Consider the following 23708-nt stretch of genomic DNA (forward strand, 5'->3'; position numbering starts at 1 on the left):
AATAATACTAATAGAATTTGAAAAAATTATATTTTTCAAATGCTTAAAGTTTAAAAATGTGATAAATCTATATTTATCTTTTGGCTGTAGATACACCTGCCAAGCGGGTGGCACGACTTGAATGGAGCGTTATTAATATGGACCAGTATTCAGAGCGGAACCCTTATGCTGATCACTTGGTAGAAATTAATAAATATAACCCGGTTTTAACGACGCAAGACATATGTAATAACCGTGGGGCAACAGTTGTACCCAAAGGAACCTACCTCACTGAAGACGTTGCCAATAAGATTGCGCGCTTTCAGCTGGAACTTCCCATAGAACTGCAAGTTAGCTTGGCGAGTACCGTATCACCTAGTGAATTGTTTGACTCGATTCGTAAGGCACAGAATAAGGTCTTGAAGGGCTTGGATCGCATGGATTTAACCAAGGAACTGGTTCGACAGTGTGGTTTAATCAGTGCTTATCCACTGCTATCTCAAAAGCTGACAGTTTTTGCAGATCGCTTATCGCCCCGTTTTAATTCAACTCAAAGTGCTACCGGTTTTGCAATACTCATTGCGCTTGAGCTTGGACTCAATGATGAAGATATGGAAGTTGTCTTCACCGCAACACAAATGCATGATGCAGGCTTCTTGAATATTGACCCTGATATTGCTGCCATTTTTGACAAGCTTCCCGATAGCGAAAAGCGACAAATGTATGTGCAGCAGTTGTCTTTGGGGGGCGAGTTTCTTGAAAATATACCTAATCTGTCCGAGCGGGTAGGGCGTGCAGTCAAAGAGCATAAAGAACGTAAAGACGGTTCAGGCTGGCCGCAAGGCATTATCGGAGATAAGCATAGTCTCGATGCACAGGTTGTTGGTCTTGCTGTTATGCTTGATGAAGCCTATCGAAAAAAATTGCGTCCGAGAGGTTATGGGCCTTCTCAGTTAATTCCTTTAATTCAGGCTGAATCAGAGGCGGTTGATCGTGATATATGTCATGCCGTCGTCGAGATGCTGCGTAAGAATGCCCAGGGCCTTGCTCAAGTTATCCCCATAGAGTTTATGCCCAAACTATCACGTTACTTGGTGGTGCAGCAGCGTTTTATGGTGCATTGGTTGGAACTTGCAAAGCAATGTGCTGTAGGGATGCGAGAGGTGCAAAGTATTGCACAGACAGAGCGTTCCATGTTGATCATCACAGGCCTGGAGGAACTCTACCGTAATTCAGGTTTATGGGATTCAGAGGTTCGGCGTTGGCTCAGTGAGGCGGCCGATTGCTTGGAGGTTGAGCATAATGCTAGAGAGTGTGAAGAGCTTGAGGTTGTCGCGCTACTGCTAGAAACTGTGCTGGATAAGTTGAAGGCTTTGCAATGGTCTATGCGAGATGCGGCCAAAAAAGTAGGTAGCGACTGGATCAACCGCTGCGATGACCTCGCCAGCTTATTGTATTCGATCCCCAAAGATCACTTCGAAGCCTTTGAAACCTACTCATGTTTTGCTGAAGAGTAGGCGGAATATTGCGACATAGGCTAATCGTTGCTACGCTTAAAGGCACAATAACAACGTTTAGTCTTATCGATAATGAAAATAACTAAAAAGAACCTAATCCGCAGCGCCTGGCTTGGCGCCATGGTCATCATAACTATTGCCTTAACGCCGGTTTACCTCAAAAACGGTGGCTTTTACTTCGATGATCAGGGCCTTAGAGTTGAGGATGTCAGCTTCCGGACATCCAGCCGCCTGAAGTTTCGCACTTACAATGACTCTTCTCGTAAAGGCGATGTCGTACTCTGGTTTCGTTATAAGCAAAAGAACGAATGCCTCTGGATCTTTCAAATGTTCCCAGAAAGCCACGTCGACCTAAACGCCCAGTGCCCGGGCTTAAAAGATAAAGACTACATCATCAACTACGAATGGGCTGCGAGTAACCCTCGGCTAGCATCGAATGCTGTACGCCTGGGAATGGTTAAAGACTTCTTTTAAGATTTTTTGTTGGAAGGTTGTAGGTACAACTGTTTGGTGTTTTGTCTTTTTATTAATATGTGAAGAGATTGAATGCCGCCGATAAGGAAATCGTTTTGTCTAGTCATGCTTCAAATGAGGCTGGAAAGTCTTCATCCGTTGATACGGGCTTAGCTTGCCTGGTATCAATAGCACGTTATCACCAAGTCGCTGCAGATCCAGAGCAGATTCGTCATTACTTTGGTACTAATGAACCTTCATCCGAAGCTAAAAACTCGGCCTCTTGTCTGAATGATAAAGATATCGTTCGTGCTGCTAGACACCTAAAACTTAAAGCTTCACTAACAAAAGCAGACATCGCTAAGTTAGAAAAGATGGCCTTACCTGCGATAGGCCTGAGTAAAAATGGTGAGTACTTTATTCTTGCCAAAGTCGCAGATGAAAAGGTTCTTGTTCAAGTGCCTGGTTCTGAAAAACCACAAGTCTTCACTCTTAGTGAATTCGAAGATTATTGGAATGGCAGAATTATTCTAATTACTCGACGTTCACTCCTGCCAGGTATGAACGGTAAATTTGATATTTCCTGGTTTATCCCCGCTATTATCAAGTACAAAAAGATCTTGATGCAGGTCTTGGTTGCCTCCTTCTTTATTCAGTTATTTGCACTAATTACGCCGTTGTTCTTTCAGGTGATTATCGACAAAGTACTCGTCCATCAGGGCTTAACTACGCTCGATGTATTGTGCTTCGGTTTAATCGTCGTTTCCTTATTCGATGTGATTTTGAATGGCCTTCGAACCTACGTCTTCTCGCATACCACCAATCGGGTTGATGTGACCTTAGGGTCGCAGTTATATAACCATCTCTTGCGTCTGCCCATATCATTCTTTAATGCACGGCAAGTGGGGAATACTGTAGCCAGAGTTCGAGAGTTGGATACCATTCGTGAGTTTATTACTGGCTCTGCTTTAACGCTGATTATCGATATCCTTTTTACCGTGATCTTTTTTGTGGTGATGTACTACTACAGCCCAACCCTCACATGGATAGTGTTAGGTTCGATTCCCCTTTATGTGATTCTATCGGCGACAATCACGCCAGTTCTTAGAAACCGCCTAAACGAAAAGTTCAAGCACGGAGCAGAGAACCAGGCTTTCTTGGTCGAGTCCATTTCAGGCGTTGAAACGCTTAAGTCGATGGCTGTCGAGCCTCAAATGCAACGTCGTTGGGAAGAGCAACTAGCTGCTTATGTGTCGTCCTCTTTCAAGGCGATGAACCTAGGCAATATCGCCAGCCAAACGGCGGGCTTTATTAACAAGGCAGTTACAGTATTAATCCTTTGGGTGGGTGCAACACTGGTGATTGCAGGCTCCTTGAGTGTCGGGCAGTTGATCGCATTCAATATGCTCGCAGGCCGAGTCAGTGCACCGATTCTGAGGCTCGTTCAACTCTGGCAAGACTTCCAGCAAGCAGGCATTTCATTAGAGCGCTTGGGGGATATTCTTAATACGCCGGCAGAACCTGGTCATAACCCAAACAGAACAACGCTGCCTGACTTGAAAGGCAAGGTGTCACTAGAACATATTACCTTCCGCTATCAGCCAGATCGACCTGAAATACTCAAAGATTTAAGCTTGGAAGTTTCGCCCGGAGAAGTGATAGGCATTGTTGGTCGCTCAGGTTCAGGCAAAAGTACCTTAACCAAACTCGTGCAAAGGCTATATGTGCCCGAGTCAGGCAGAGTGCTGGTTGATGGTGTCGATGTCGCACAGGTTGACCCGGCATGGCTACGCAGACAGATAGGCGTGGTGCTTCAAGAAAACGTTCTATTTAACCGTTCAGTCAAAGACAATATCGCCTTGGCAGACCCAAGCATGAGCATGGATAGAGTGATCGAAGCCGCAACCTTAGCAGGTGCACATGAATTCATTCTACAACTTCCAGAAGGTTACGACACCGTGGTGGGCGAGCAAGGCGCTTCATTATCAGGAGGGCAAAAGCAACGTATCGCTATTGCCAGAGCGCTCATTACCAACCCCCGCATTCTGATCTTTGATGAAGCGACCAGTGCCTTGGATTATGAGTCTGAGCGTATCATTCAAGACAATATGCGCTCGATATGCAAAGACAGAACGGTATTTATTATCGCTCATCGTCTATCAACCGTTCGTGCAGCAGACAGAATTATCGTCATTGAAACCGGGCGAATTGTTGAAAGCGGAAGCCATGATGAATTGCTCGAGCTGAATGGCTACTATGCCAAGCTACATAGCCATCAAAGTCATATTCCTAGCATTCGCGAGGTCAAAAAAGACGAAGGTAAAACAGCTAAGCCCACGAATAAACTAGCGATGAATTTACCTAAGGCGAAGATAGTCTCCAAGCCGAAAACATCCACAGCTAATCAGATGGAAAGTGAAACAGATGGAGGTGTGGAATGAGCTCCTCAATTCAACTCCCTGTGGGTGATGTCTCTGAAGAAAAAACAAAGAAAGGGCTGTTTGCTTTCCTTCATAAAGATCAGTCAGTCTCGCATAAAGAACTGTACCAGTTCTTACCGGCTGCTATTGAAGTAGAACAAACCCCAGCCTCATCAGCCGGCAGAGCCATTATCTGGGCAATCGTAATACTATTCACTATTGCCTGTGTGTGGGCTTACTTTGGCAAGATTGATATTGTTGCGGTTGCGCAAGGTAAAGTGATTCCAAGCGAACACATCAAACATATTCAGCCCTTAGAAGCGGGAAAGATCAAAGCGATTCACGTCAGAGAAGGGCAAAGCGTCAAACAAGGTGAGCCGCTCATAACGCTAGACAGCACGCAAACACAGGCCGATGTAGATCGTTTAGCACACGAGATTGCCGAACTATCAATGAATATTGAAAGGCTATCGCACTTCGATCATTGGCTGAGTTTAGTTTTAAAGGGAGTAGGTTCGCAGGCTTTGGCCCCGTTAAAATCGACGAGCCACCAAAACCTTCTCGTACAACAGAAAACCGAACTTAACGCCAAGCTCTCATCCCTGGAAGTTGAAAGACAAAAGCTCCAAGCAGAACAACAAATGGTCGAAGCGGAAGCAACGAAAAAAGAAAGAGTCATACCCGTACTGGCCGAACGAGTCGATGCGCTCGAACAACTCCACCGAAAAGACTACGGCTCAAAGCTTCCATACCTAGAACTCAAGCAAGAGCTAATCGAACAAGAACAAGACTTGAAAGTACAACAAGCCCGATTCAAGCAACTGGATAGCTCAATACTTGCCATCGAAAAACAAACCCACTCATTACTGGCAGAACAGCAGTTAGCAACGCTCTCGCAAAAGCAAGAATTTGAACTGAGATTAGAAGGCCTAAAGCAAGAACTCGTCAAAGCAAAACAGAGAAACCAGCAACAAGCAATCGTTTCACCAATAGATGGTCAAGTGCAGCAATTAGCAGTCCATACTATTGGAGGCGTAGTCACACCCGCCCAAGCACTCTTGGTGATTGTACCGGACCAAAGCAAAATGGAAGTGGACGTGATGATTCTTAATAAAGACATCGGTTTTGTGCAAGAAGGGCAGAAAGCTGAAGTCAAAGTCGATACCTTTAACTTCACCAAGTACGGTTTGATTGATGCAGAGATTAAGAGCATTTCTGACGATGCGATACAAGATGAGAATTTGGGCTTGGTTTATAGTGCTCGGGTAGCCTTGGCCAAAGAGCAATTAGTGGTAGAAGGTAGAGAAGTGAAACTGTCACCGGGGATGTCGGTGATGGCTGAAGTGAAGACAGGGAAGAGGCGCTTGATAGAGTACTTTTTATCGCCTTTGTTGAGGTATAAGCAAGAGAGTTTGGGAGAGAGGTAGTCGTTATAGGCATCTTATCTTTTAATCTGTTTAATTTAATGTCAGAATACGTCAGTGGCGTATAGTTGTGTTTATGGTTATTATTGAAACAAGCGTATTTACCAAACTCATTAAGCAATTGATGCCTGATGAACAATATCGAGAGCTACAAGAAACGCTGGTTAATCGGCCTGACCTTGGTGACCTGATTAGAGGTTCTGGAGGTTTGCGTAAGATCCGTTGGAAGCTTAAGTCTGCAGGTAAAAGTGGTGGTGTGCGAGTTATTTACTATTGGGTGGTAAGCGATGAACAAATTCGTATGCTGTATGTTTATCCAAAGGGTAAACAAGAAAGCTTAACTTCAGATCAATTGGCGATATTAAAAACCATTGTAGAGAGGTGGTAAATGATATGAAAGATAATGACTTTAGTGAACTGCTGGCGAGCGTTCAGGAAATGGATGATATAGTTGAAGGTAAAGCGGGCACATCGCGTAACTTTAAATTTGAAGAGCCTGAAGTTAAGGCGATTCGTGAAAAAATTGGCTTATCTCAAACCCGTTTCGCAGGACTCATTGGTGTCAGTAAGCGTACATTAGAAAATTGGGAACAGGGGCGGCGTTATCCAACAGGTCCCGCGAGAGCTTTGCTTCGTTTGCTAGACAAAGACCCAGAATATGCTCTGCGCACTTTGAATGGGTAATTTTGAGAATTACTTAATAGGTTTGTTTATCTCTTTGTTGACCTGCATCTGCTATAACTAATTTCCCATAATGGTTGTACCTACAACTCCAGCTCGCAAGTAACTTTTTTATTCTATCGATCCTTTGAAGAAAAAGGTGTCACATTTAATTTTTAAATACAGAAAATAGATGTGAAGTCTTTTGATTCAGTCTGTATAGCAAACAAGGAGGTGAGCTATGCCGAGAGGAAAGCGCCTGATAGTGTCAAGCTGCCCTCATCATATTGTCCAGCGAGGACATGATAAGACGGCAGCGTTTTTGTGTGATGAAGATGACCAGCACTATTTGGAGGTCTTGATTGAAGCAAAGAATGATTTAGGAGTCGCAGTGGAGCGGTGTCAACTAACAGGCACAGGAAAGTTTGTAGATGAGATTGAAAGGCGTATGGGTCGAAGAGTCGAGAATAGAGGATCGGGTAGGCCTGGGAAGTAGGTCTGACAGCTTTTCAGACACAGATACCAGGAATTGATATAGGTACGTATAATGTCGTACAATTATTCTGTGAGGGGGCAATGAATAAGTTCAAGGACGTTAAAAAGCGGATCCTGCAATGTATATATGATGGAAATGTTTTGCATGAAGCCAGAAACAATATCGAGATTAAGAACTTGTTGGAAGTAGGTGATGTTTCGATCGAAGAGCTAGCAGAAATCATTAAGCATACTCGAGGAGACGACTACGAGGTCAGTCCGCATCATAAAGATCAAAGTATAAATGTGCACCTTATTAAGACTCGGTATCGGCGCCAGTCATGGTATATAAAGTGGTTTTTTATAGAACCAAATGCTGTGTTTATAAGTGTGCATCAATGAGGCCAGTTATGAAAATATTAAAAGAGGGTGATGTGGGAAAGGTTCTTTGTCATACCTGTGAGTCAGTACAAAATTCCACGTTTAAGTTGAGAGACGTCCCCTTTAGTGATGACAGTGGTAGTGTTAAGAACATATTGGCGGGTGTTTGTGATGCCTGCGATAGTGTTGCTGCGATTCCTCATCAATCTACTCCAGCTATTAAGAAGCAGTTAGATAAGCAGCGTAAATCAGTGGAAGGCCGAGTGCCCTCTCACTTAGTTGATGTCCTAAACTTGGCTAGCGATAGTCTCGGAGCTAGTGCTGATTTTATTCCTAGCCTGATTAAATACTACATTCATGCTTTTTATGAGAACTCGATTGCGCCCAAGGATTTACTACCTTTGCTTAAGAGTGATTTGGCAAAAGGTCGAGCGAATAAAAGAATATCACTAAAAGGGCGTTACGTGGCTGAAGAGATAGAGGTGCTTAAAGCTAGGGCTCAGATAGAAACCACAACGGAACTCTTAAAAAGTATTGTATTAAAGATTCACGAAGAAATACTCGTTAAGCAAAAGGCGAGTCGAATCAAAGAGCTTGAACGCTTAGTCGCTGCGGTGGCTTAGTATTAACGACCGATAACGGAATGAATTGAAAATTTTAAGGAAGAAAATATGGGTATATTAGTCGCATTTCTCACCTATCTTGTCGTTGGTTTGCTAGCAATTATATTAGCGCCCGTTCTTTATGCTTGGGTGACCAAGAAGGTAATCGTTTTTGAAAACGCCATATTCAAAGAGTATGCCTACTTCTGGGTGCTCTTGATTCTGCTTGGAGTGGTTTTCCAGGTGCTTTATGTTGCAACGACCCAAGTCATTTACGGCATGGAGCAGCCTATAGGCCTCTACGTGGAAAACTATTCAAATTTGAGTGCACTGATTGGCTTTGCGACAGAGGTGTTGCTTGCTAAATGGATTTTTAGGGAAAGCTATTGGAAGGCTTTTAAGGCATCAATTGTGTACACCATTCTTCTGGTTTTATCTCTTATGATTTTATTTTTTGTTGGGATTTGGGTTGGGCTTAGTGCTTTTGTTGGAGGCTAGTTCTGTCGGCTTGGGTAGGAGGTCTGGTAAATGTTAAGAGTATTACTTAAATGGCTTAAGAAAATAACGATCTTATCAATCGCACCAATTGGTATTTATGGAACTTTGGAGTTGTCTCGCTATTACAGCACAGATGTTCAGTATTTACCTGATGACAGCTTCTTTACTGAGTTTGAGGATATCAAGGTTGATCAATTCGGATGGAGTGCACGGTCAGGACACGGAGGCATCTACTGGGTAAGTGACAATGAAATAGTCACCATGGCAGAGATTGAAAACGAAAAAGCTTTATACCTTGTGAATGTTACGGATGGCTCTTATACGAAATTGGTAGATACCCAAAGTCAAAAGAGGAAGCTCCGTCGATATTGCTTTTCCAATGACACTCTATTTGTCTCTTCATGGCCTTCTTCAGAGCCGCTAGAGTTCGAATATCAACCTAGAAATTTTAAGATTGTTTCTCGGCGAGGTTCTGAACTGAATGGACGATTACGTTCAGCCGTTAGGTGTGGATACTACTCGAGGCCAGGTAAATCTAAACAGCGCAAAGGAATCAGGGAACTGTTAAGGGAAGATGGGTTCATAGTGAAGTTAAGTTCGACTGGAGAGAAGTTTGACAGTGTAGAGTTAGTTAATGCAGATGGTGTTAGCTACAAAGAACTAAGTTCCGAGCCTGATGTTGTTAATTCAATTAATGGTACTGCATTGTACTATCCATATTTTGATGGGTATTTTTCTTATATGACGCAGTATAAACCATGTCCTGGAGTTGGCGTTTGGTGGTTAGGTCGTAAAGATTGGACGCTAAAGGTAAAGGACTATTGTTTAGGTCCTTGGTCTAAGGCTGGTTCGTCTGTTATAGCGCCTACTAATGTTGGTTTATTTGTTGAGCAGCACGGCAGCGGTAAGGGAGCTCCTTGGGCTTTGTATTATTTAGTAACACCAGAGCAAGAGTTGCCAATAGATATGGTAGGGGGGCGTGGAGTTAGCACAGCTCCTGATGGATGTCGGGTTGTTTATGGTTCTGGAGGGTATAGGCCGATTAAGAATAAGGAGTACAGGCAACACCTCAAATTATTCAATGTGTGTGCCTATTTTGAAACGAAAAATATTGATAAGGACGTTTAGATAGTGATAACAAGTCAAAGGAGATGACTGATGATAGAAAGGGAAGAATTCGAGTTAGCATTTTATGCAGCAAAAGGCGCTTATGAGTTAGATGCAGGGGGTGGGTTTCTTAAGCATCTTGGTTATGAGTTTGTTGAGAATGGGATCTGGACAATAGAACAAACGGGACTTAAAGCGGCCCTTTATTCAGATGGTACGGGAAATTATGTATTGGCTTTTGCAGGTACTGAAGGTTCCCAAGATTGGTATCAGAATGTATCCAGCCTGGGCTACGGTCAATGGGAGAGTGTACGACAACAAATATTTGAAATGTTTAATGATATTAACTTCGACGTTGGTGATATTGCCACACTGACTGTAACTGGCCATAGTCTTGGTGGAGCTTTGGCGCAGTATGCTGCTTACGAAATAGTGAGCGAGGGAAAACTAGCAGCTAATCAAATAGACCTATTAACCTTCAATGGTTTAGGTGGAGAAGCTAGTCTAGATTCGAAACATTCTGATTATGATAAAGACCTCCTCGCAGACGCAGATATCTATCACTATTATGAACCCTCAGATCTAGTCGTCCAGCTCTCTGAGCATGTCGGAGGTCAGACATCTAACTATCAACTTAGCTCATCAACTGAAGCAGAGTTCTTCCTCGATGCTCATTCCTTAGCAACCATTGAGCTACAGATGAAGGATGGCAGTGTATTAATAGATTCTCAAGCCAACCATCACTATTTTAATTTGGATGATATTTTGCCGTTAGTTCAAGCTTTGAGCTCTGGAACAAATGGCCTATTGGGTGGTGGTGATCAAGAAATCAGTGAAATGGAGGCGATGGCGAGATTATTTACTATATTACCAGGAATTTCCTTGATTGAGGCCTTCCCCCTTAAATCAAGTGAATATACGGAATTAAGAGATTGGGTTCTGGATAACGTTGCAGAAACGGTACTTGATGTAACTGACCCGACTGAGAGAGCGGTGACAGTATTCGGGCTTGGTGCGGCAATAGGGGCTCTCTCTACAGGACTTAACTTTTCTAGACTTCCCCTCCTCCTCGAAGCGGGTTCCCAATTAACGGCTTCTTATCTAGAGTATTTAAATGCAAACAATGATCAGCCGGACGCGACAACACCGGCAAAGGATGCCTTAGCGTTTAGTCTGTTTTCGATACTTAGCGGTGGCAGACTCAATGATCAGGGGGGGATGGAAGGAGGGACTATTAGTCGTGTGGAAGTTAATCATATACTAGAGGGCAGCGCTCCTCACGAAGCTCAAAGATACTCTGAGGTTTTTCAAGCTGTAGCGGATATATTAGGTGAAAATGTAGAAGATGGTCTTAAGGGGTATATTGACTTCCATCATACGCTGTTGAGTCAGGGCATACACTTTTCGACTGTTGCTGATGCTAGAGGAGTGGATAGAGAGCAATTAGAGCACTGGCTTAATCAATCCGGTTACTTTGATCTGGACGCCCGATTAGCCCGATATAGTGTGATCAATAATCTGCCATTCATCCTAATGGGCCCTGAACTGGCAAGTGCTGTTTCTTCGGAAATCAGGGAATCAGATCGCTATGCTAAAGATACTTATTCCGAACCCTATTGGGTTGATAGGCTTAATTTTTATGAGCTAACACTTTCACAAAACCGAGAGAACCTTCCATATGGGGACGGCTTGGGGACTGAATACGCACTTTTTAAGGACTTGCAAACTGGAGATATAGCTAAAAACTACCTCTTCGCAGATAAGGTAAATACATATACTTTCGGGACAGAAGACAATGATACTTCTGGATTAGAGGGCGGAGAGTATCATGATCACCTATATGGAAATGGCGGTGATGACATTTTATTTGGCAGAGAGGGCGAAGATGTTCTAGATGGCGGAAAAGGAAACGACCACCTTCACGGCGGCACTGGAAACGATTTCTTAGTCGGCGGAGCAGACAACGATACCTACCACTTCACACAAGGTCACGGCTACGACAGGATTGAAGATACTGAAGGAATAAACACCCTCATAATTGGTGGTCGAACCATCACTGCTCTAGAAAAAGTTTCTGGTACAGAAGACTCATATAAAAACGCATTAGATGAAAACGATCCCTATCGCTATCAACTCACTGTGTCAGGCTTTAGAGCCGTAGGCGCTAATGGGGATATTGTCGACGTCATCGCTCAATCAGACTTTTCCCGCTTCGGTATTAATGTTGAAAACAACGAACCTGAACCAAGCCCCGCAGGTGGAGACATCGTCGTCGGTTCAGGCCATAACTACGATGGTGTTAACAACTGGGCTCCCAGTAGAGGTGGAACGGCTACTATTGAAGATAATATTTTCTATGATGCCAGCTTATATGATGCTGACTTATATAACGATGGATACGCCGGCAATGACTGGGAGTTCTGGGGCAGTCATGGCAATGATTATCTAAAAGGCGGTGTAGAAGATGACGTACTGAAAGGTAATCTAGGTGATGATGACCTGCTCGGTGGCGAAGGTAACGACGAGCTATTCGGTCATGCTGGTAAAGATAACCTTGTTGGCGGAACGGGTAATGATACCTTGGTTGGCGGCAGTGGGTCCGATACCTTGTCGGGTGGAGAAGGTATCGACTTCATCTTTGGCAATGGCCCTTACATAAATATTGATGCTGAAACGGGCGAAGTGCTCAATGAAGCCGGAACTGATGTCGGTGATGTAGATATCGTCGACGGGGGGGCCGGAAATGACCGAATCTCTTCAGGCAAGTACACCGACATACTATCGGGTGGTGCGGGCGAGGACCAAATATATGGTGGCGAAGGTAATGACGTTATTGATGGTGGTGCCGACAATGATTTTATTATGGGAGACTCCGCCGGTAACCGTGTTCGCTATACTGAGCCTGGTTTAGGTGGTGATATTCGCATCTTTACCATCACAGATCATATTGACCGTCTGGATGAAAGCCTGAGCTATAACGATACCATTGATGGTGGTCAGGGGGACGATATCATCTTGGGTGAAGCGGGTGATGATACGATTGACGGTGGTGATGGAGATGACTACATCGAAGGTGATAAATCCAACGACAATGGCTTTTTCACAGCTGAAGGTCAGTATCTGTCTTATACCAATAAGGAGGGTGTAGAGCGCTTAATTACGGCTGATGATTATGTCGAATTCCAAGAAGAATGGAGCGGTAACGATACCCTAAAAGGCGGTGCTGGCGTCGATACAATATACGGCAATGGTGGAAATGATACGCTTCATGGTGGGAGTGAGACTGACTGGCTTTATGGGGGAACGGGCTCCGACACAATTAATGGTGATGAAGGTAGTGATGTTCTCTATGGCGACGAAGGGAATGACCGTCTTAATGGCGGGGAGCAGCATGACTGGCTTTACGGCGGTGAAGGTGATGATCAATTATATGGCGGCGCAGGTAATGACCAGATCCAGGGTGGAAAAGGTGATGACGTTTTATCTGGAGGCTCGGGTACAGACCGCTTAGACGGAGGCGCGGGTAATGATACCTTTATCGTGAAGCCCGGTGACGGTACGATCTATATTACTGATACCCAAGGCATCAATATCCTAGCTTTTGAGGGTGGTTTGAATGCTGGCGATATTTATACCTATGCGAGACCTTCTTCTCAAGATCCTACAAGCGACAGTTTTATTAAGATAAATTATGGCTCGAATGAAAGTGATGTGATCGCTATGTCGCAGACGACTTTCTCGTACATCCGTGAAGCTCGATTTGCTGATGGTTCAAGTTTATCTCTCATTGTCGACAACTTGTCCAATGGAACTAACCTAGGAACGGATAGTGATGACCATATCACCTCGGACGGCGTAGGCTCGAAGCACTATTATGGGTTCAGTGGTGCCGACACTATTGATGCCGGAGACGGCCAGGATTATGTCTATGGTGGTGATGATAACGACGCAATCAATGGCAATAGTGGGGATGATTATCTGTATGGTGATGTCGGTGATGACGTTATTGCAGGAGGAGAAGGAGACGATGTCATTTTTGGCGGAGCAGGAAATGATACCTACCTGTATAGCCTGGGTGATGGTGCTGACTATATCTCGACCTATGATGAAACTGAAGGTCGACAAGATGTCCTTGTTTTCGATGAGTCGATTGCTGCCCAGACCAGCTATGTGACACGAAGTGGTGATGATCTAAAGCTTGTTCTTGGCAATGATGACAGCATCGTCGTTGAAAGCTTCTTTAAAGAAGATGACCCTAATTACGCCTTAACAGCGATTAACTTTTCCGACGGTACTTCATGGGACAGCGATGAAGTGCGAAGCCGAATTCAGGCTGCAACACCGTATGACGATGTCGTTCAAGCGAGTGCAGAAGGTGAGGTCATTAGCGGGCTTGCGGGCAATGATACGATCACAGGTCAAGAGGGGAATGACCAATTCTTCGGTGATGAAGGTAATGACATATTGTCTGGAAACCAAGGGAGTGATGAGCTAAATGGGGGGGATGGGCAAGACACATTATATGGAAATGATGGTGATGACACCTTAATTGGCGGTAATGGCGATGACTATTTATACGGAGGTGCGGGCCATAATATCTATCACTATGCTTTGGGAGATGGGAATGATCAAATTCGTGCAGAAGGTGCTGAAGCGTCTCATCTACTCATATTTTCCGAGACGGTTGACCCAAGTGAAATAGACCTGGTGAATAGCTACGATGATTTGATCATAACCCTGACTGCCAGCGGAGAAACAATCGAAGTCTTTGGCTTTTTCGATACGGATCCAAGCCAGAGAACAAGTCTCTCGATTCAATTTGATGCAACTTCGTCAACATGGTCAGATTCTGAGCTTCGAACTAAAACATTTGAGGCAACAGCGGGCAACGATACCATTCAGGGGACAGCTGACGCTGATACGCTAAGTGGATTGGCGGGAGATGATAATCTAAATGGCTTGGACGGTGATGACATACTCTTAGGCGGAGAAGGGCGCGACACCTTAAATGGAGGTACCGGCAATGATACTTTAGATGGTGGTGCGGGGGACGATTCCCTAACAGGTGGTTTAGGCAATGATACGTATTTATACGGCATTGGGTCCGGTCATGACATTATCGACTTTGATAGTAATTCAAGCCTTGTCGGGAGTAATACCGTCATGTTTGATGAGTCAATTCAAGCGAATGATCTCGAGTTAGAGCGTGTTAAGGATACCCATAATAGTTATCGTGACCACCTGCTTATTACTGTCAAATCTACAGGTGAAACTCTTACTGTCGCACGTTACTTTTCAAACTCTAGTGACGATACGACCAGTACCGGCCAAGTATCTACTTTCGAGTTTTCTGATGGTTCCGAATGGGCTGAAACAGATATCTATGCTTTGATCATTAATTCTATTACCGAAGGTGACGACTATTTTGTTGCAGGTGATGCTGATGACGAAATTGATGGTTTGGCAGGGAATGACAGCATTGTCGGAGGTCAAGGCAACGACCACCTCAGCGGTGGGCAAGGTGACGACTCGTTGCTAGGTTATTCGGGCGCTGACCAATTGTTTGGTAATTCTGGTAATGATTGGCTCTATGGTGGTGAGGGCAATGATGAATTGAATGGCGGTGCCGGGAATGATTACGTTAATGCCGGCGATGGCGATGATACCGTTAGTATGAATGTGGGTGAAGGCCATGATGAAGTTGTATTCGGTGGAGGCTTAAATACGCTAAACCTTCAGGGTGATATCGATGCAAGTGACATTGAATTCAGAATGAAAGGTCGACACTCACTATTTATTAGCGCTGGCGAGGCTTTGGACTGGTCTGTTGAGGTCAGTTTGCATTTTGATAGAGACTATGGAAATTGGCGCTATCAACTTGATCACTTGCTTGTGAATGACACCGAGGTCGAAATTACCGATACGATAGGCGAGGTCATTGATATTTCAGGTGGTTACTATAATGGTTCAGGTTATGTCGTAATTAGGACTAACGAAACGGAATCTTGGAATTATGCTTTAGGCACTGAGGGTGACGATCTAATTTTCGGCACGGATGATGTCGCAATGTTTGATGAACTTGAAGGCGGTGCCGGGAATGATCAGCTATATGGCAAAGCAAATAATGACATTCTTCGAGGCGGAGAGGGTCATGACGTTCTATCCGGGGGCGCAGGTGATGATGAACTTTATGGTGGAGACGGCCAAGATACCCTGATTAGTGGCAAAGGGAATGATCGTCTAATGGGCGGCTTTGGGGGCGATGTATATCGTATCTACGCAGGTTCTGGAGTATCTCGTATTTCTGATTTTTCAGAAGACTTTAACATCATTGAAATAGCGAATGATTTAAGCGCACAAAATGCTGCGCTTCACCAAAGTGGTGATGATTTAATGATCTCTTTTGAAACGGGTGAGAATGTCATTGTCTCGAACTATTTCGACTCAGGAATCCCAAGTGGCGTAATTGATGAAATACGCTTTGCCGATAATACTGTCTGGGAATCTGCGTATGTTCAGGCAAACGTTGAAGACCTTCCGCTCTCATACGATGGGCAAGCTCCAGCAGGATTTAACGTTGTAGATCAACCTAACGGGAGTGGCGATTATATCGGTACGAATGATGACGATTTTATTGAAGGTACTGGAGACCAAGAAGTCGTTTATGGGTCTTGGGGGCGAGATATCATCGTTGGCTTTGGTGGTTCTGATGAGTTAGTGGGTAGTAGTGGTGGCGATTTGATAATCGGTGACGGTTTGCTATTTGGTAACGAAGGGGATGACATTTTGGAGTCGAGAAATATGAGCAACGACAATTATGATGGTCGTGCTTTTATGTTTGGCGGTGATGGTGATGATACCTATCGTGTCGGTATAAACAGCGTAAACACCTTTATCTACAACGGCTCTGAAGCGGGTCATTATGGCGCTAGCTTTTCAGGGGGGCCAGGTGGAAGCGCAAGTGACTTTGATGTACTGGAGTTTATGGAAGGCATCTCTCCCGACGATATTAATTTTTATGCTAATGGTTATGGTCTCGAATTAGAAATCGGAAATAATGGCTATGTCGTCACGTTGGCAGATTATTTTGAACCTTTGACATACCAAGGGAAGGGCATAGGTGAAACCGCACCCGTTGACGAAATTCGTTTTGCTGACGGGACAGTTTGGAATCAAAACGACATCACAGACATGTTGGCTAACGCTCCGGTTGATCAAGATATTGAGGGAACTAGTCAGGCTGATACACTTTTAGGTGGTGCTGGTGATGACTGGATCGCAGGTTTTGAAGGCGATGATACTCTGTATGGTGAAGGTGGCGACGATATCTTAGTTGGCGGTGCTGGGAACGATACTTTGTACGGCGGTTCGGGTGAAGATGACTATGATTTCGACCCTGGTTTTGGTCAAGATGTCATTTACAATACTGGAAGCGACTATAATGAGATATGGCTTTACCAGGTTAATGAGTCGGATGTGGCTTATGCAAAGCAAGGCAATGACCTCGTGGTTTCTATTATCGGAACGTCTGATCAGATAACCGTTAAAGACTGGTATGAGTCACCGGAACGAAAAGTAGTAGTGTATTTCGATGATTTGGATATCACACATTCAATCGATCATATTGAGTCATTAGCGACTGACGAGAGTAGTTCGAGCAATAGCGAACCTACCGCTCTAGCGGATACAGCAAACACCGAGGAAGATACTTCCATTATCATTGATGTGTTAGCCAATGACAGCGATATCGATGGTGATAGTCTGAGCATTAGCTCTGCTTCAGCCTCGTATGGTTCGGTTCTCATCAATGGTGATGGAACGCTGAACTACACACCTAATGCCGATTTCAATGGTTTAGATAGCATCAGCTATGAAGTCTCAGATGGTAACGGTAGCACGGCGACCTCATCGGTATTCGTCACGGTTAACCCCGAAAACGATGCGCCTGTTGCTGTATTCGATACGGCTGCAACGCAGGAAGATACGTCAGTCACGATTGATGTGTTAGCGAATGACAGCGATATCGATGGTGATAGTTTGAGCGTTAGCTCTGCATCAGCGGTAAGTGGTGCTGTTGTAATTAATGGCGATGGAACGCTGAGCTACTCGCCTAATGCAGATTTCAATGGTTTAGATAGCATCAGCTATGAAATCTCAGACGGTAACGGTGGCACCATGACCTCGTCAGTCTCTGTCACAGTGAACCCTGAAAATGATGCGCCTGTTGCTGTTGCAGATGCGGCAGCAACACAGGAGGATACGTCTGTCACCATTAATGTGTTAGCGAATGATGGTGATATCGACGGAGATAGTTTGAGCATTAGCTCTGCATCAGCGTCAAATGGTGCTGTTGTGATTAATGGCGATGGCACACTGAACTATACACCTAATGCAGATTTCAACGGCTTAGATAGCATTAGCTATGAAATCTCAGACGGTAACGGTGGCACGGGGGCCTCGTCGGTATCCGTCACGGTTAACCCCGAAAATGATGTACCAGTTGCTGTAGTCGATACCGCTGTAACGCAGGAAGATGCTTCTGTCACCATTGATGTGTTAGCGAATGATGGCGATATCGACGGAGATAGTTTGAGCATTAGCTCAGCATCAGCGTCAAACGGTGCAGTTGCGATAAATGGCGATGGCACACTAAGTTATGCGCCAAATTCAGACTTTAATGGTCTTGATAGCATTAGCTATGAGGTCTCAGACGGTAACGGTGGCACGGCGACCTCATCGGTATCCGTCACGGTCAATCCTGAAAATGATGCGCCGGTATCAATATCTGATACAGCTGTTACTGATGAAGATACGGCAGTTGTTATCGATGTTCTTGTGAACGATAGAGATATTGATGGTGATAGTTTATCTGTTGTGGCTGCTGCGGCGATTAGCGGTGTCGTAGCTATCAATGGTGATGGAACTATCTCATATACGCCTAGCGCTAATTTCGTAGGAGAAGATTCAATCACCTACGAAGTTTCGGACGGTAATGGTGGAGTCGCCAATTCAACCGTCGCAGTAACTGTAAACTCAACTGAGGATGATCCAATTACTATTGTTGGAACTGGTGCTGCAGAAACTTTAGAGGGTGGAAATAATAACGATAACCTCGCAGCCAAAGGTGGAAAGGACGTTCTATATGGATATGAAGGCAACGACACGCTACACGGTGGTGGCGGTGCCGACTCTCTATATGGCGGCTTGGGAGCAGATACACTAAAAGGTGCTAATGGCTCTGATAAGCTTTACGGGAATGAAGGTAACGATTTGTTGGTGGGTGGTAAAGGCCATGATACCTATTACTACCAAACTGGTGATGGCTATGATCGTATTAATAACGCTTCAAATAACTTCGCGACTGATACTGACAAACTTAGTTTGGAAAGTGTAGGTGATGTCGATGATGTATGGTTCAAAAAGACGAACAACCATCTCGATATTTATGTGCTGGGAAGTGAAGACCACGTTCGAGTTAATAACTGGTACAAGGCAGATAAGTTTAAGCTGGATTCAATTGAGGCGGGTGGCCAAGCCATTGATGCTATTAATATTGAACAGCTTGTAAGTGCGATGGCTTCGTTCGGAGCTCCTTCAGGAGGCAGCATATCGCTGAATTCTGATGAGCAAAACCAAGTCGATACAGCAATAGCGACGGCTTGGGCCTAGAGGCTACATAAAGGGCCTTCGGGCCCTTAAAAACTTTCTCAACTCTTCGGCAAAATAACCACAACCCTAAGCCCCTTAACCTCCCGATTACTCAACTCAATCACACCATTGTGCTTCTTAATAATTTGCGAGCTAATAGCGAGACCTAATCCAAAGCCTCCCGTGCCTCGGTTACGGCTTTTGTCAGCTCGGTAGAAGGGTTTGAGGATAGATTTGAGTTCTTCTTCTGGAATGCCTGGGCCTTCGTCCAAAATCTCTATATGAAGATTGCCAGAGCCCTCATAGAGCTTGAGCTCGATGTTGGCATCGTTGGGACTGTATTTGATGGCGTTTGTTAGCAGGTTTTCAAATGCCCGGGTTAGCAAGGGCTCGTCACCTTTGATGAGCGCATCGCTTTGCAAATCGGTTTTTAGTGTCAGGTTTTTTTCTTTTAGTTCTAGCTCTGCGTCATCGGTAATGCGGCCCAAGAGTTGTGACAGGGACAGGCTCTCCATCTGCGTCAATTGCTGGTTGTCAGTTTGCATTAAGGTGAGCAGTTGGTTGATAAGTTCTTCAATACATTGGTTCTGGTGTTCGATTTTGTCTAACAACTTGCCTGGGTCATCAACTGATCTGGCGAGTTCAATCGCGAGTTTTTGTCGAGTGAGTGGGGTTCTTATTTCGTGCGAAATATCACGAAAAAGTTGCTGCTGACTGCTGATTAAGTCAGATACTTTATCAGCCATTTGGTCGAATGCGGTGGCGAGTTGCCCTAGTTCATCTTTGCGTTTGCCAACATCCTGACTGACGCGAATGTCGAGCTTTCCTTGGGATATCTCAAGGCTGGCTTGATGTAACACGCGAATAGGCTTGGCGATAGAGCGTGCTATCCACAATGAACCTAATAATATGATGATACAAGATGCCAGTAGACGATAGCCGTGCAAAGACTCTGGGTTGAAGCGGGACTGTATATAGCGCGAAGGCATGACTCGCAAGATATAACTTTGCCCGTTTGGTGACGATATTTGTTGGTCGGCCAAATTTAGCAAGTGTGTTCGATAGGGTTTGTCATCGTGATCGTGATGCTCATCATCATCGTCATCATGATACCTTGGCTTTCGGTGTGGAATTACCGGCGTCTCGTCAGTATGTAATAACACTACGCGTATGCCTTCGCGGCGGGCTAGTTTTCGGTACCAGCGTTTTAGGGCTTTGCCTCCTTGCTGCTCGTATACCTCTATTGCTTCGGGTGCGAGTGAGCGCATCTTGTCTTTTACTTGCTCGACCTTGAATTCATTGACGACGATTTCTTTGGTGATCCAGATATTGGCGAGAATGGTCGCAAAGGTGGTTAGCCAGAAGATCAGAATAATCTTCCAAAACAAGCGATGTTTAAAGATGGATTGAGTCATGCTTAACGCGTCTCCACCTGACCTTGGAATAAATAACCACTGCCACGAATGGTTTTGATGTGTTCGCTATCGAGTTTCTTACGCAGGTTACTCATATGCATATCAATGGCCCGATCATAGAGTGTTAGCTTTCGCCCTAAAGCAAGCTCGGTTAGCTCGGCTTTGGTCATAATTTCATTGGCGTTGCGCATCAGTGCGTGCAGAATATTGAATTCACTGCTGGTAAGTTCTATTTCTTCACCCTCAATTAGGGCTTCACGCGTTTTTAGTTTTAGCTTGATTTTGTCTGAAACCAGCTCACTAGCCTGGTTTGTTGTCTGGCCTTGGTCGATCTCCACGCGTCTTAGCAATGCTTTGATTCGCGCCACCAACTCTCGTGGGTTAAATGGCTTGGGAAGGTAGTCGTCGGCGCCCATCTCAAAGCCTATGATTCTGTCTAGCTCATCACCTTTTGCGGTGAGCATTAATATTGGGCTAGTGATTTGGCCGCGTATATCACGCAACACGCTTAAACCATCTTTGTTAGGCAGCATGATGTCGAGAATGATAACGTCGTAGTGACTTTTTAAAGCCAAGCGTTCACCTTCGACGCCATCGAATGCCGTGGTCATGGTGAAACCTTCTTGTACTAGCAGGCTACTTAGAAGCTCACTGATCTCGGTATCATCTTCAATGAGTAATATATTGGCACTCATATCAAACCTTTATTGATTTACGGAATTGTTTGAAGTCTAGCATAGGCTTTTTACCTTCTATTTAATCTTTACAGAGACTTTACGTTTACTAGACCCCGATTTACATAGCAATGAATACAATGATTATCAGTCGATAACAAATCGATTAAAAAAATCATTGAGAGGAAGAAATCATGAGTAATCGTCTATTTACTAAGAAGAAGTTATTAGGTTTGAGTTTAGCGATGGTCATCGCAGGGTCTGCAGCGCTTGCGACAGCAGGGCCGCACTATAAAGAGCATGGCATGAACCACAAAATGGAAAGAATGCTCAAGCGCCTTGACCTAAGCGAAGAGCAAGAGGTGCAGGTTGAGGAAATTCTGGCTCCCATGAAAGAGCTCAGAAAGGAAAGAAAAGGCTTCCCGAAAATGCGTGCCATGATGTCTTTGGACCCGGACGCTGCAGATTATATGCAGCAAGCAGAAGAGCAGGCGACAAGTGCTGCTGAGAAAGTTAAGGCTCGCATCCTTAATATGGCGAGTGTTCGCCAGCAAGTACACGCGGTGTTAAATGAGGAGCAGAAAGCCGAGCTTAAAGCGATGGTATCGAAGAAGCTAAAGCGAATGGAAGAGCGCTGTGAGGATGACGGTTAATTGAGGACATCAGATTTATCGAATGCTAGTTGTTGGTTGTGAAGCTAGACAAGGATGTTTTTTGCGTGGCGAGAGCCACGCTTTTTGTTTTCTTTGGTCTTATGAATATATCTTCAGTACACTCTTAGCTCTTAGTCTTTGATTTCAAAATGGAGCGAGTCAGTGAGTTGCTTGAGGAGAATTCCACGGTGTGTGTCGGAACAGATTAGAGCCATCATTTTTGACCTTGATGGAACGCTGGTCAGCTCGAGTCTCAACTTTGACCGAATGCGAAAAGATGTGGGTTGCCCGCCTGACGAAGATATTTTGGCCTACATCGATGCCCTGCAAGGCAAAGATAAAGAAGCGGCAAATGCCATTGTTTATCAACACGAAATGGCCGATGCGCGATCAGTTGAACTGCTTCCTGGAGTAGAAAGTTTGTTTGAACAGCTTTCTATAGGAGCATTAAAAACTGCGATAGTGACTCGAAATTCAAGAGAAGCAACTCGTCGTAAGTTAGAGCAAGTGGGACTACAAGTTGACACGATATTAACCAGAGAGTGTGCCCCTGCAAAGCCTCACCCAGGAGCCTTGCAGCAACTATGTCGTGAGTGGCAACTCAAACCTTCTGAGGCGGTGTATGTGGGTGATTATCTGTACGACCTATTAGCAGCAGAACATGCTAACATGCATTCCTGTTTATATGCTCAAGATCACTTACCTGATTATGCTGAAAGGGCGGGCTTTGTGTGTAATGACTACGCATCTTTTTTCGATTTATTAGCCTCCTATATAGAAAAAAAATAAAGACAAACGCACCTGTTTGCTTAACTTTGCTTATCTTGCGAGATTGATCTGAATCAATCTTGGATAAAGAAGGCGAATAGGTGCGACAAAATGTCACTTCCTCCATAAAACCTCATCGATATACTCACCTCCAATCGAATCATAGATGAGGTTGAATGAGTGTGTTAGTGTGAGAGTAAATCAAACTTTTCGAAATATTTCGCTATCAGGGAAAACTTGTATTGGTAGTAGTCTCTTGGGCGCTAGCCTTTTGTATGCACTTCCCGCTGTTGCAGACATGGAAGCAAAGCCAGCGGTTGAGCAGCTAGATACGATTAGTGTGACAGCAAATAGAAACGAAGAGTTGACCTTGGATGTGCCCGCCAGTATCGCCGTTAAGGATAGAGGCTCTGTTGATCTTGACCAGGCTAACTACCAAAAAGACTTGTTTAATAGCATTGCAGGCGTTCGTATTACACAGACCGGTTCAACCTTGGGGCATAAAACCAGTATACGTATGCCTTCCAATACAGGGCCTTATTACTTGTTTTTACAGGATGGCATACCGGTACAATCCTCTGGCTTCTTTAACCATAACGGTTTGGCATACACCAACTTTAGTACGGCAGGGTCTGCAGAAGTTTTGAAGGGGGCAGGGACTGCATTGTACGGCTCCGATTCAGTTGCAGGTACTATCAATGTGATTTCCCAAGACCCAAGCTTAAGAGAAGGTTATACCGTCAAAACTGAAGCTGGTGCGCATGGCTTTTATCGTTTAGGCCTAGCAGGAAGCGCAAGCTTGAGTGATGACTCTTCAGTCGGCATTGATATATCGCATAGCGAAAACGATGGCTGGCGAGACCATACTCGCTCAAAACGAAGTGAAGCGAATATTACGCATTTTGTTTCCTTGAATGACAACAATAGCCTGAAAACAGTCTTTGCAATAAACACTACTGAGGCTGATCAGGCCGGTAGTTTAATTGGTTTGGATGCGCTGAAAAACGATACAGAATCGGTGGGTGATATAGAAGC

Annotated in this window: 17 protein-coding genes; 15 read left to right on the forward strand and 2 right to left on the reverse strand. The window is 44.6% G+C overall.

From position 1 onward, the window contains the following. Nucleotides 1-137 precede the first annotated feature (137 nt). From A3756_RS06085 to A3756_RS28635, 12 genes are all read left to right on the forward strand, one after another. Nucleotides 138-1496, forward strand: a complete 1359-nt coding sequence (locus A3756_RS06085; RefSeq protein WP_068553083.1) for an HD-GYP domain-containing protein — start codon at nucleotides 138-140, stop codon at nucleotides 1494-1496. A gap of 120 nt (nucleotides 1497-1616) precedes the next feature. After that, nucleotides 1617-1970: a hypothetical protein gene (locus A3756_RS06090; protein ID WP_068566782.1), complete on the forward strand. Its 354-nt coding sequence runs from the start codon at nucleotides 1617-1619 to the stop codon at nucleotides 1968-1970. Between the two features lie 95 nt (nucleotides 1971-2065). Then, nucleotides 2066-4390: a type I secretion system permease/ATPase gene (locus A3756_RS06095; protein WP_156490314.1), complete on the forward strand. Its 2325-nt coding sequence runs from the start codon at nucleotides 2066-2068 to the stop codon at nucleotides 4388-4390. Then, a complete protein-coding gene (locus tag A3756_RS06100; protein ID WP_082865112.1) occupies nucleotides 4387-5796 on the forward strand; it encodes an HlyD family type I secretion periplasmic adaptor subunit in 1410 nt (469 codons plus the stop codon). The genes A3756_RS06095 and A3756_RS06100 overlap by 4 nt, the downstream gene beginning before the upstream one ends. 73 nt (nucleotides 5797-5869) lie before the next feature. Further along, the gene (locus tag A3756_RS06105) at nucleotides 5870-6181 is read left to right on the forward strand and encodes a hypothetical protein (protein ID WP_068508142.1); all 312 of its coding nucleotides are present in this window, start codon (nucleotides 5870-5872) and stop codon (nucleotides 6179-6181) included. A 5-nt stretch (nucleotides 6182-6186) separates the two neighbouring features. Next, nucleotides 6187-6477: a DNA-binding transcriptional regulator gene (locus tag A3756_RS06110; protein WP_068508141.1), complete on the forward strand. Its 291-nt coding sequence runs from the start codon at nucleotides 6187-6189 to the stop codon at nucleotides 6475-6477. Between the two features lie 217 nt (nucleotides 6478-6694). Beyond that, nucleotides 6695-6949: a hypothetical protein gene (locus A3756_RS06115; protein WP_068508138.1), complete on the forward strand. Its 255-nt coding sequence runs from the start codon at nucleotides 6695-6697 to the stop codon at nucleotides 6947-6949. Nucleotides 6950-7029: 80 nt separating this feature from the next. Then, nucleotides 7030-7329 carry a hypothetical protein gene (locus tag A3756_RS06120; RefSeq protein ID WP_068508136.1) on the forward strand — a complete coding sequence of 100 codons (300 nt, stop codon included), beginning with the start codon at nucleotides 7030-7032 and terminating at the stop codon, nucleotides 7327-7329. Between the two features lie 8 nt (nucleotides 7330-7337). Beyond that, on the forward strand, nucleotides 7338-7931 hold the full coding sequence (locus A3756_RS06125) for a hypothetical protein (protein ID WP_068508134.1): 594 nt from the start codon (nucleotides 7338-7340) through the stop codon (nucleotides 7929-7931). A 48-nt stretch (nucleotides 7932-7979) separates the two neighbouring features. Then, entirely contained in the window at nucleotides 7980-8408 is a 429-nt protein-coding gene (locus tag A3756_RS06130; protein ID WP_068508133.1) for a hypothetical protein, read from the forward strand. Nucleotides 8409-8438: 30 nt separating this feature from the next. Next, on the forward strand, nucleotides 8439-9536 hold the full coding sequence (locus tag A3756_RS06135) for a hypothetical protein (RefSeq protein ID WP_068508131.1): 1098 nt from the start codon (nucleotides 8439-8441) through the stop codon (nucleotides 9534-9536). A 30-nt stretch (nucleotides 9537-9566) separates the two neighbouring features. After that, nucleotides 9567-19184 carry a tandem-95 repeat protein gene (locus tag A3756_RS28635; RefSeq protein WP_068553087.1) on the forward strand — a complete coding sequence of 3206 codons (9618 nt, stop codon included), beginning with the start codon at nucleotides 9567-9569 and terminating at the stop codon, nucleotides 19182-19184. A 38-nt stretch (nucleotides 19185-19222) separates the two neighbouring features. Here the strand turns inward: A3756_RS28635 and A3756_RS06145 are convergent, their stop codons facing one another. Both A3756_RS06145 and A3756_RS06150 read right to left on the reverse strand, forming a co-directional pair. Continuing rightward, on the reverse strand, nucleotides 19223-20578 hold the full coding sequence (locus A3756_RS06145) for a cell wall metabolism sensor histidine kinase WalK (protein WP_068553089.1): 1356 nt from the start codon (nucleotides 20576-20578) through the stop codon (nucleotides 19223-19225). Between the two features lie 2 nt (nucleotides 20579-20580). After that, nucleotides 20581-21273 (reverse strand): response regulator, encoded by a 693-nt coding sequence (locus tag A3756_RS06150; protein WP_068508125.1) that lies wholly within the window; start codon nucleotides 21271-21273, stop codon nucleotides 20581-20583. 173 nt (nucleotides 21274-21446) lie between these two features. Here A3756_RS06150 and A3756_RS06155 point away from each other — a divergent pair, with 173 nt between their 5' ends. The 3 genes from A3756_RS06155 to A3756_RS06165 all read left to right on the forward strand — a co-directional run. After that, nucleotides 21447-21905, forward strand: coding sequence for a Spy/CpxP family protein refolding chaperone (locus A3756_RS06155; protein ID WP_068553091.1), 459 nt, complete (start codon nucleotides 21447-21449; stop codon nucleotides 21903-21905). Between the two features lie 192 nt (nucleotides 21906-22097). Then, complete coding sequence (locus tag A3756_RS06160) at nucleotides 22098-22694, forward strand: HAD family hydrolase (protein ID WP_068508120.1); 597 nt, start codon at nucleotides 22098-22100, stop codon at nucleotides 22692-22694. A gap of 169 nt (nucleotides 22695-22863) precedes the next feature. Next, on the forward strand, nucleotides 22864-23708 hold an 845-nt coding region (locus A3756_RS06165), incomplete at its 3' end, for a TonB-dependent receptor plug domain-containing protein (RefSeq protein WP_197481215.1).

Source organism: Oleiphilus sp. HI0086 (assembly GCF_001635225.1).

What these genes read in the sequence shown, in the direction of transcription:
- A3756_RS06120 (WP_068508136.1), top strand. Translation starts at nt 7,030, where the DNA reads ATGAATAAGTTCAAGGACGTTAAAAAGCGGATCCTGCAATGTATATAT.
- A3756_RS06125 (WP_068508134.1), top strand. Translation starts at nt 7,338, where the DNA reads ATGAAAATATTAAAAGAGGGTGATGTGGGAAAGGTTCTTTGTCATACC.
- A3756_RS06145 (WP_068553089.1), bottom strand. Translation starts at nt 20,578, where the DNA reads ATGACTCAATCCATCTTTAAACATCGCTTGTTTTGGAAGATTATTCTG.
- A3756_RS06105 (WP_068508142.1), top strand. Translation starts at nt 5,870, where the DNA reads ATGGTTATTATTGAAACAAGCGTATTTACCAAACTCATTAAGCAATTG.
- A3756_RS06130 (WP_068508133.1), top strand. Translation starts at nt 7,980, where the DNA reads ATGGGTATATTAGTCGCATTTCTCACCTATCTTGTCGTTGGTTTGCTA.
- A3756_RS28635 (WP_068553087.1), top strand. Translation starts at nt 9,567, where the DNA reads ATGATAGAAAGGGAAGAATTCGAGTTAGCATTTTATGCAGCAAAAGGC.
- A3756_RS06085 (WP_068553083.1), top strand. Translation starts at nt 138, where the DNA reads ATGGACCAGTATTCAGAGCGGAACCCTTATGCTGATCACTTGGTAGAA.
- A3756_RS06155 (WP_068553091.1), top strand. Translation starts at nt 21,447, where the DNA reads ATGAGTAATCGTCTATTTACTAAGAAGAAGTTATTAGGTTTGAGTTTA.
- A3756_RS06150 (WP_068508125.1), bottom strand. Translation starts at nt 21,273, where the DNA reads ATGAGTGCCAATATATTACTCATTGAAGATGATACCGAGATCAGTGAG.
- A3756_RS06090 (WP_068566782.1), top strand. Translation starts at nt 1,617, where the DNA reads ATGGTCATCATAACTATTGCCTTAACGCCGGTTTACCTCAAAAACGGT.
- A3756_RS06110 (WP_068508141.1), top strand. Translation starts at nt 6,187, where the DNA reads ATGAAAGATAATGACTTTAGTGAACTGCTGGCGAGCGTTCAGGAAATG.
- A3756_RS06135 (WP_068508131.1), top strand. Translation starts at nt 8,439, where the DNA reads ATGTTAAGAGTATTACTTAAATGGCTTAAGAAAATAACGATCTTATCA.
- A3756_RS06115 (WP_068508138.1), top strand. Translation starts at nt 6,695, where the DNA reads ATGCCGAGAGGAAAGCGCCTGATAGTGTCAAGCTGCCCTCATCATATT.
- A3756_RS06100 (WP_082865112.1), top strand. Translation starts at nt 4,387, where the DNA reads ATGAGCTCCTCAATTCAACTCCCTGTGGGTGATGTCTCTGAAGAAAAA.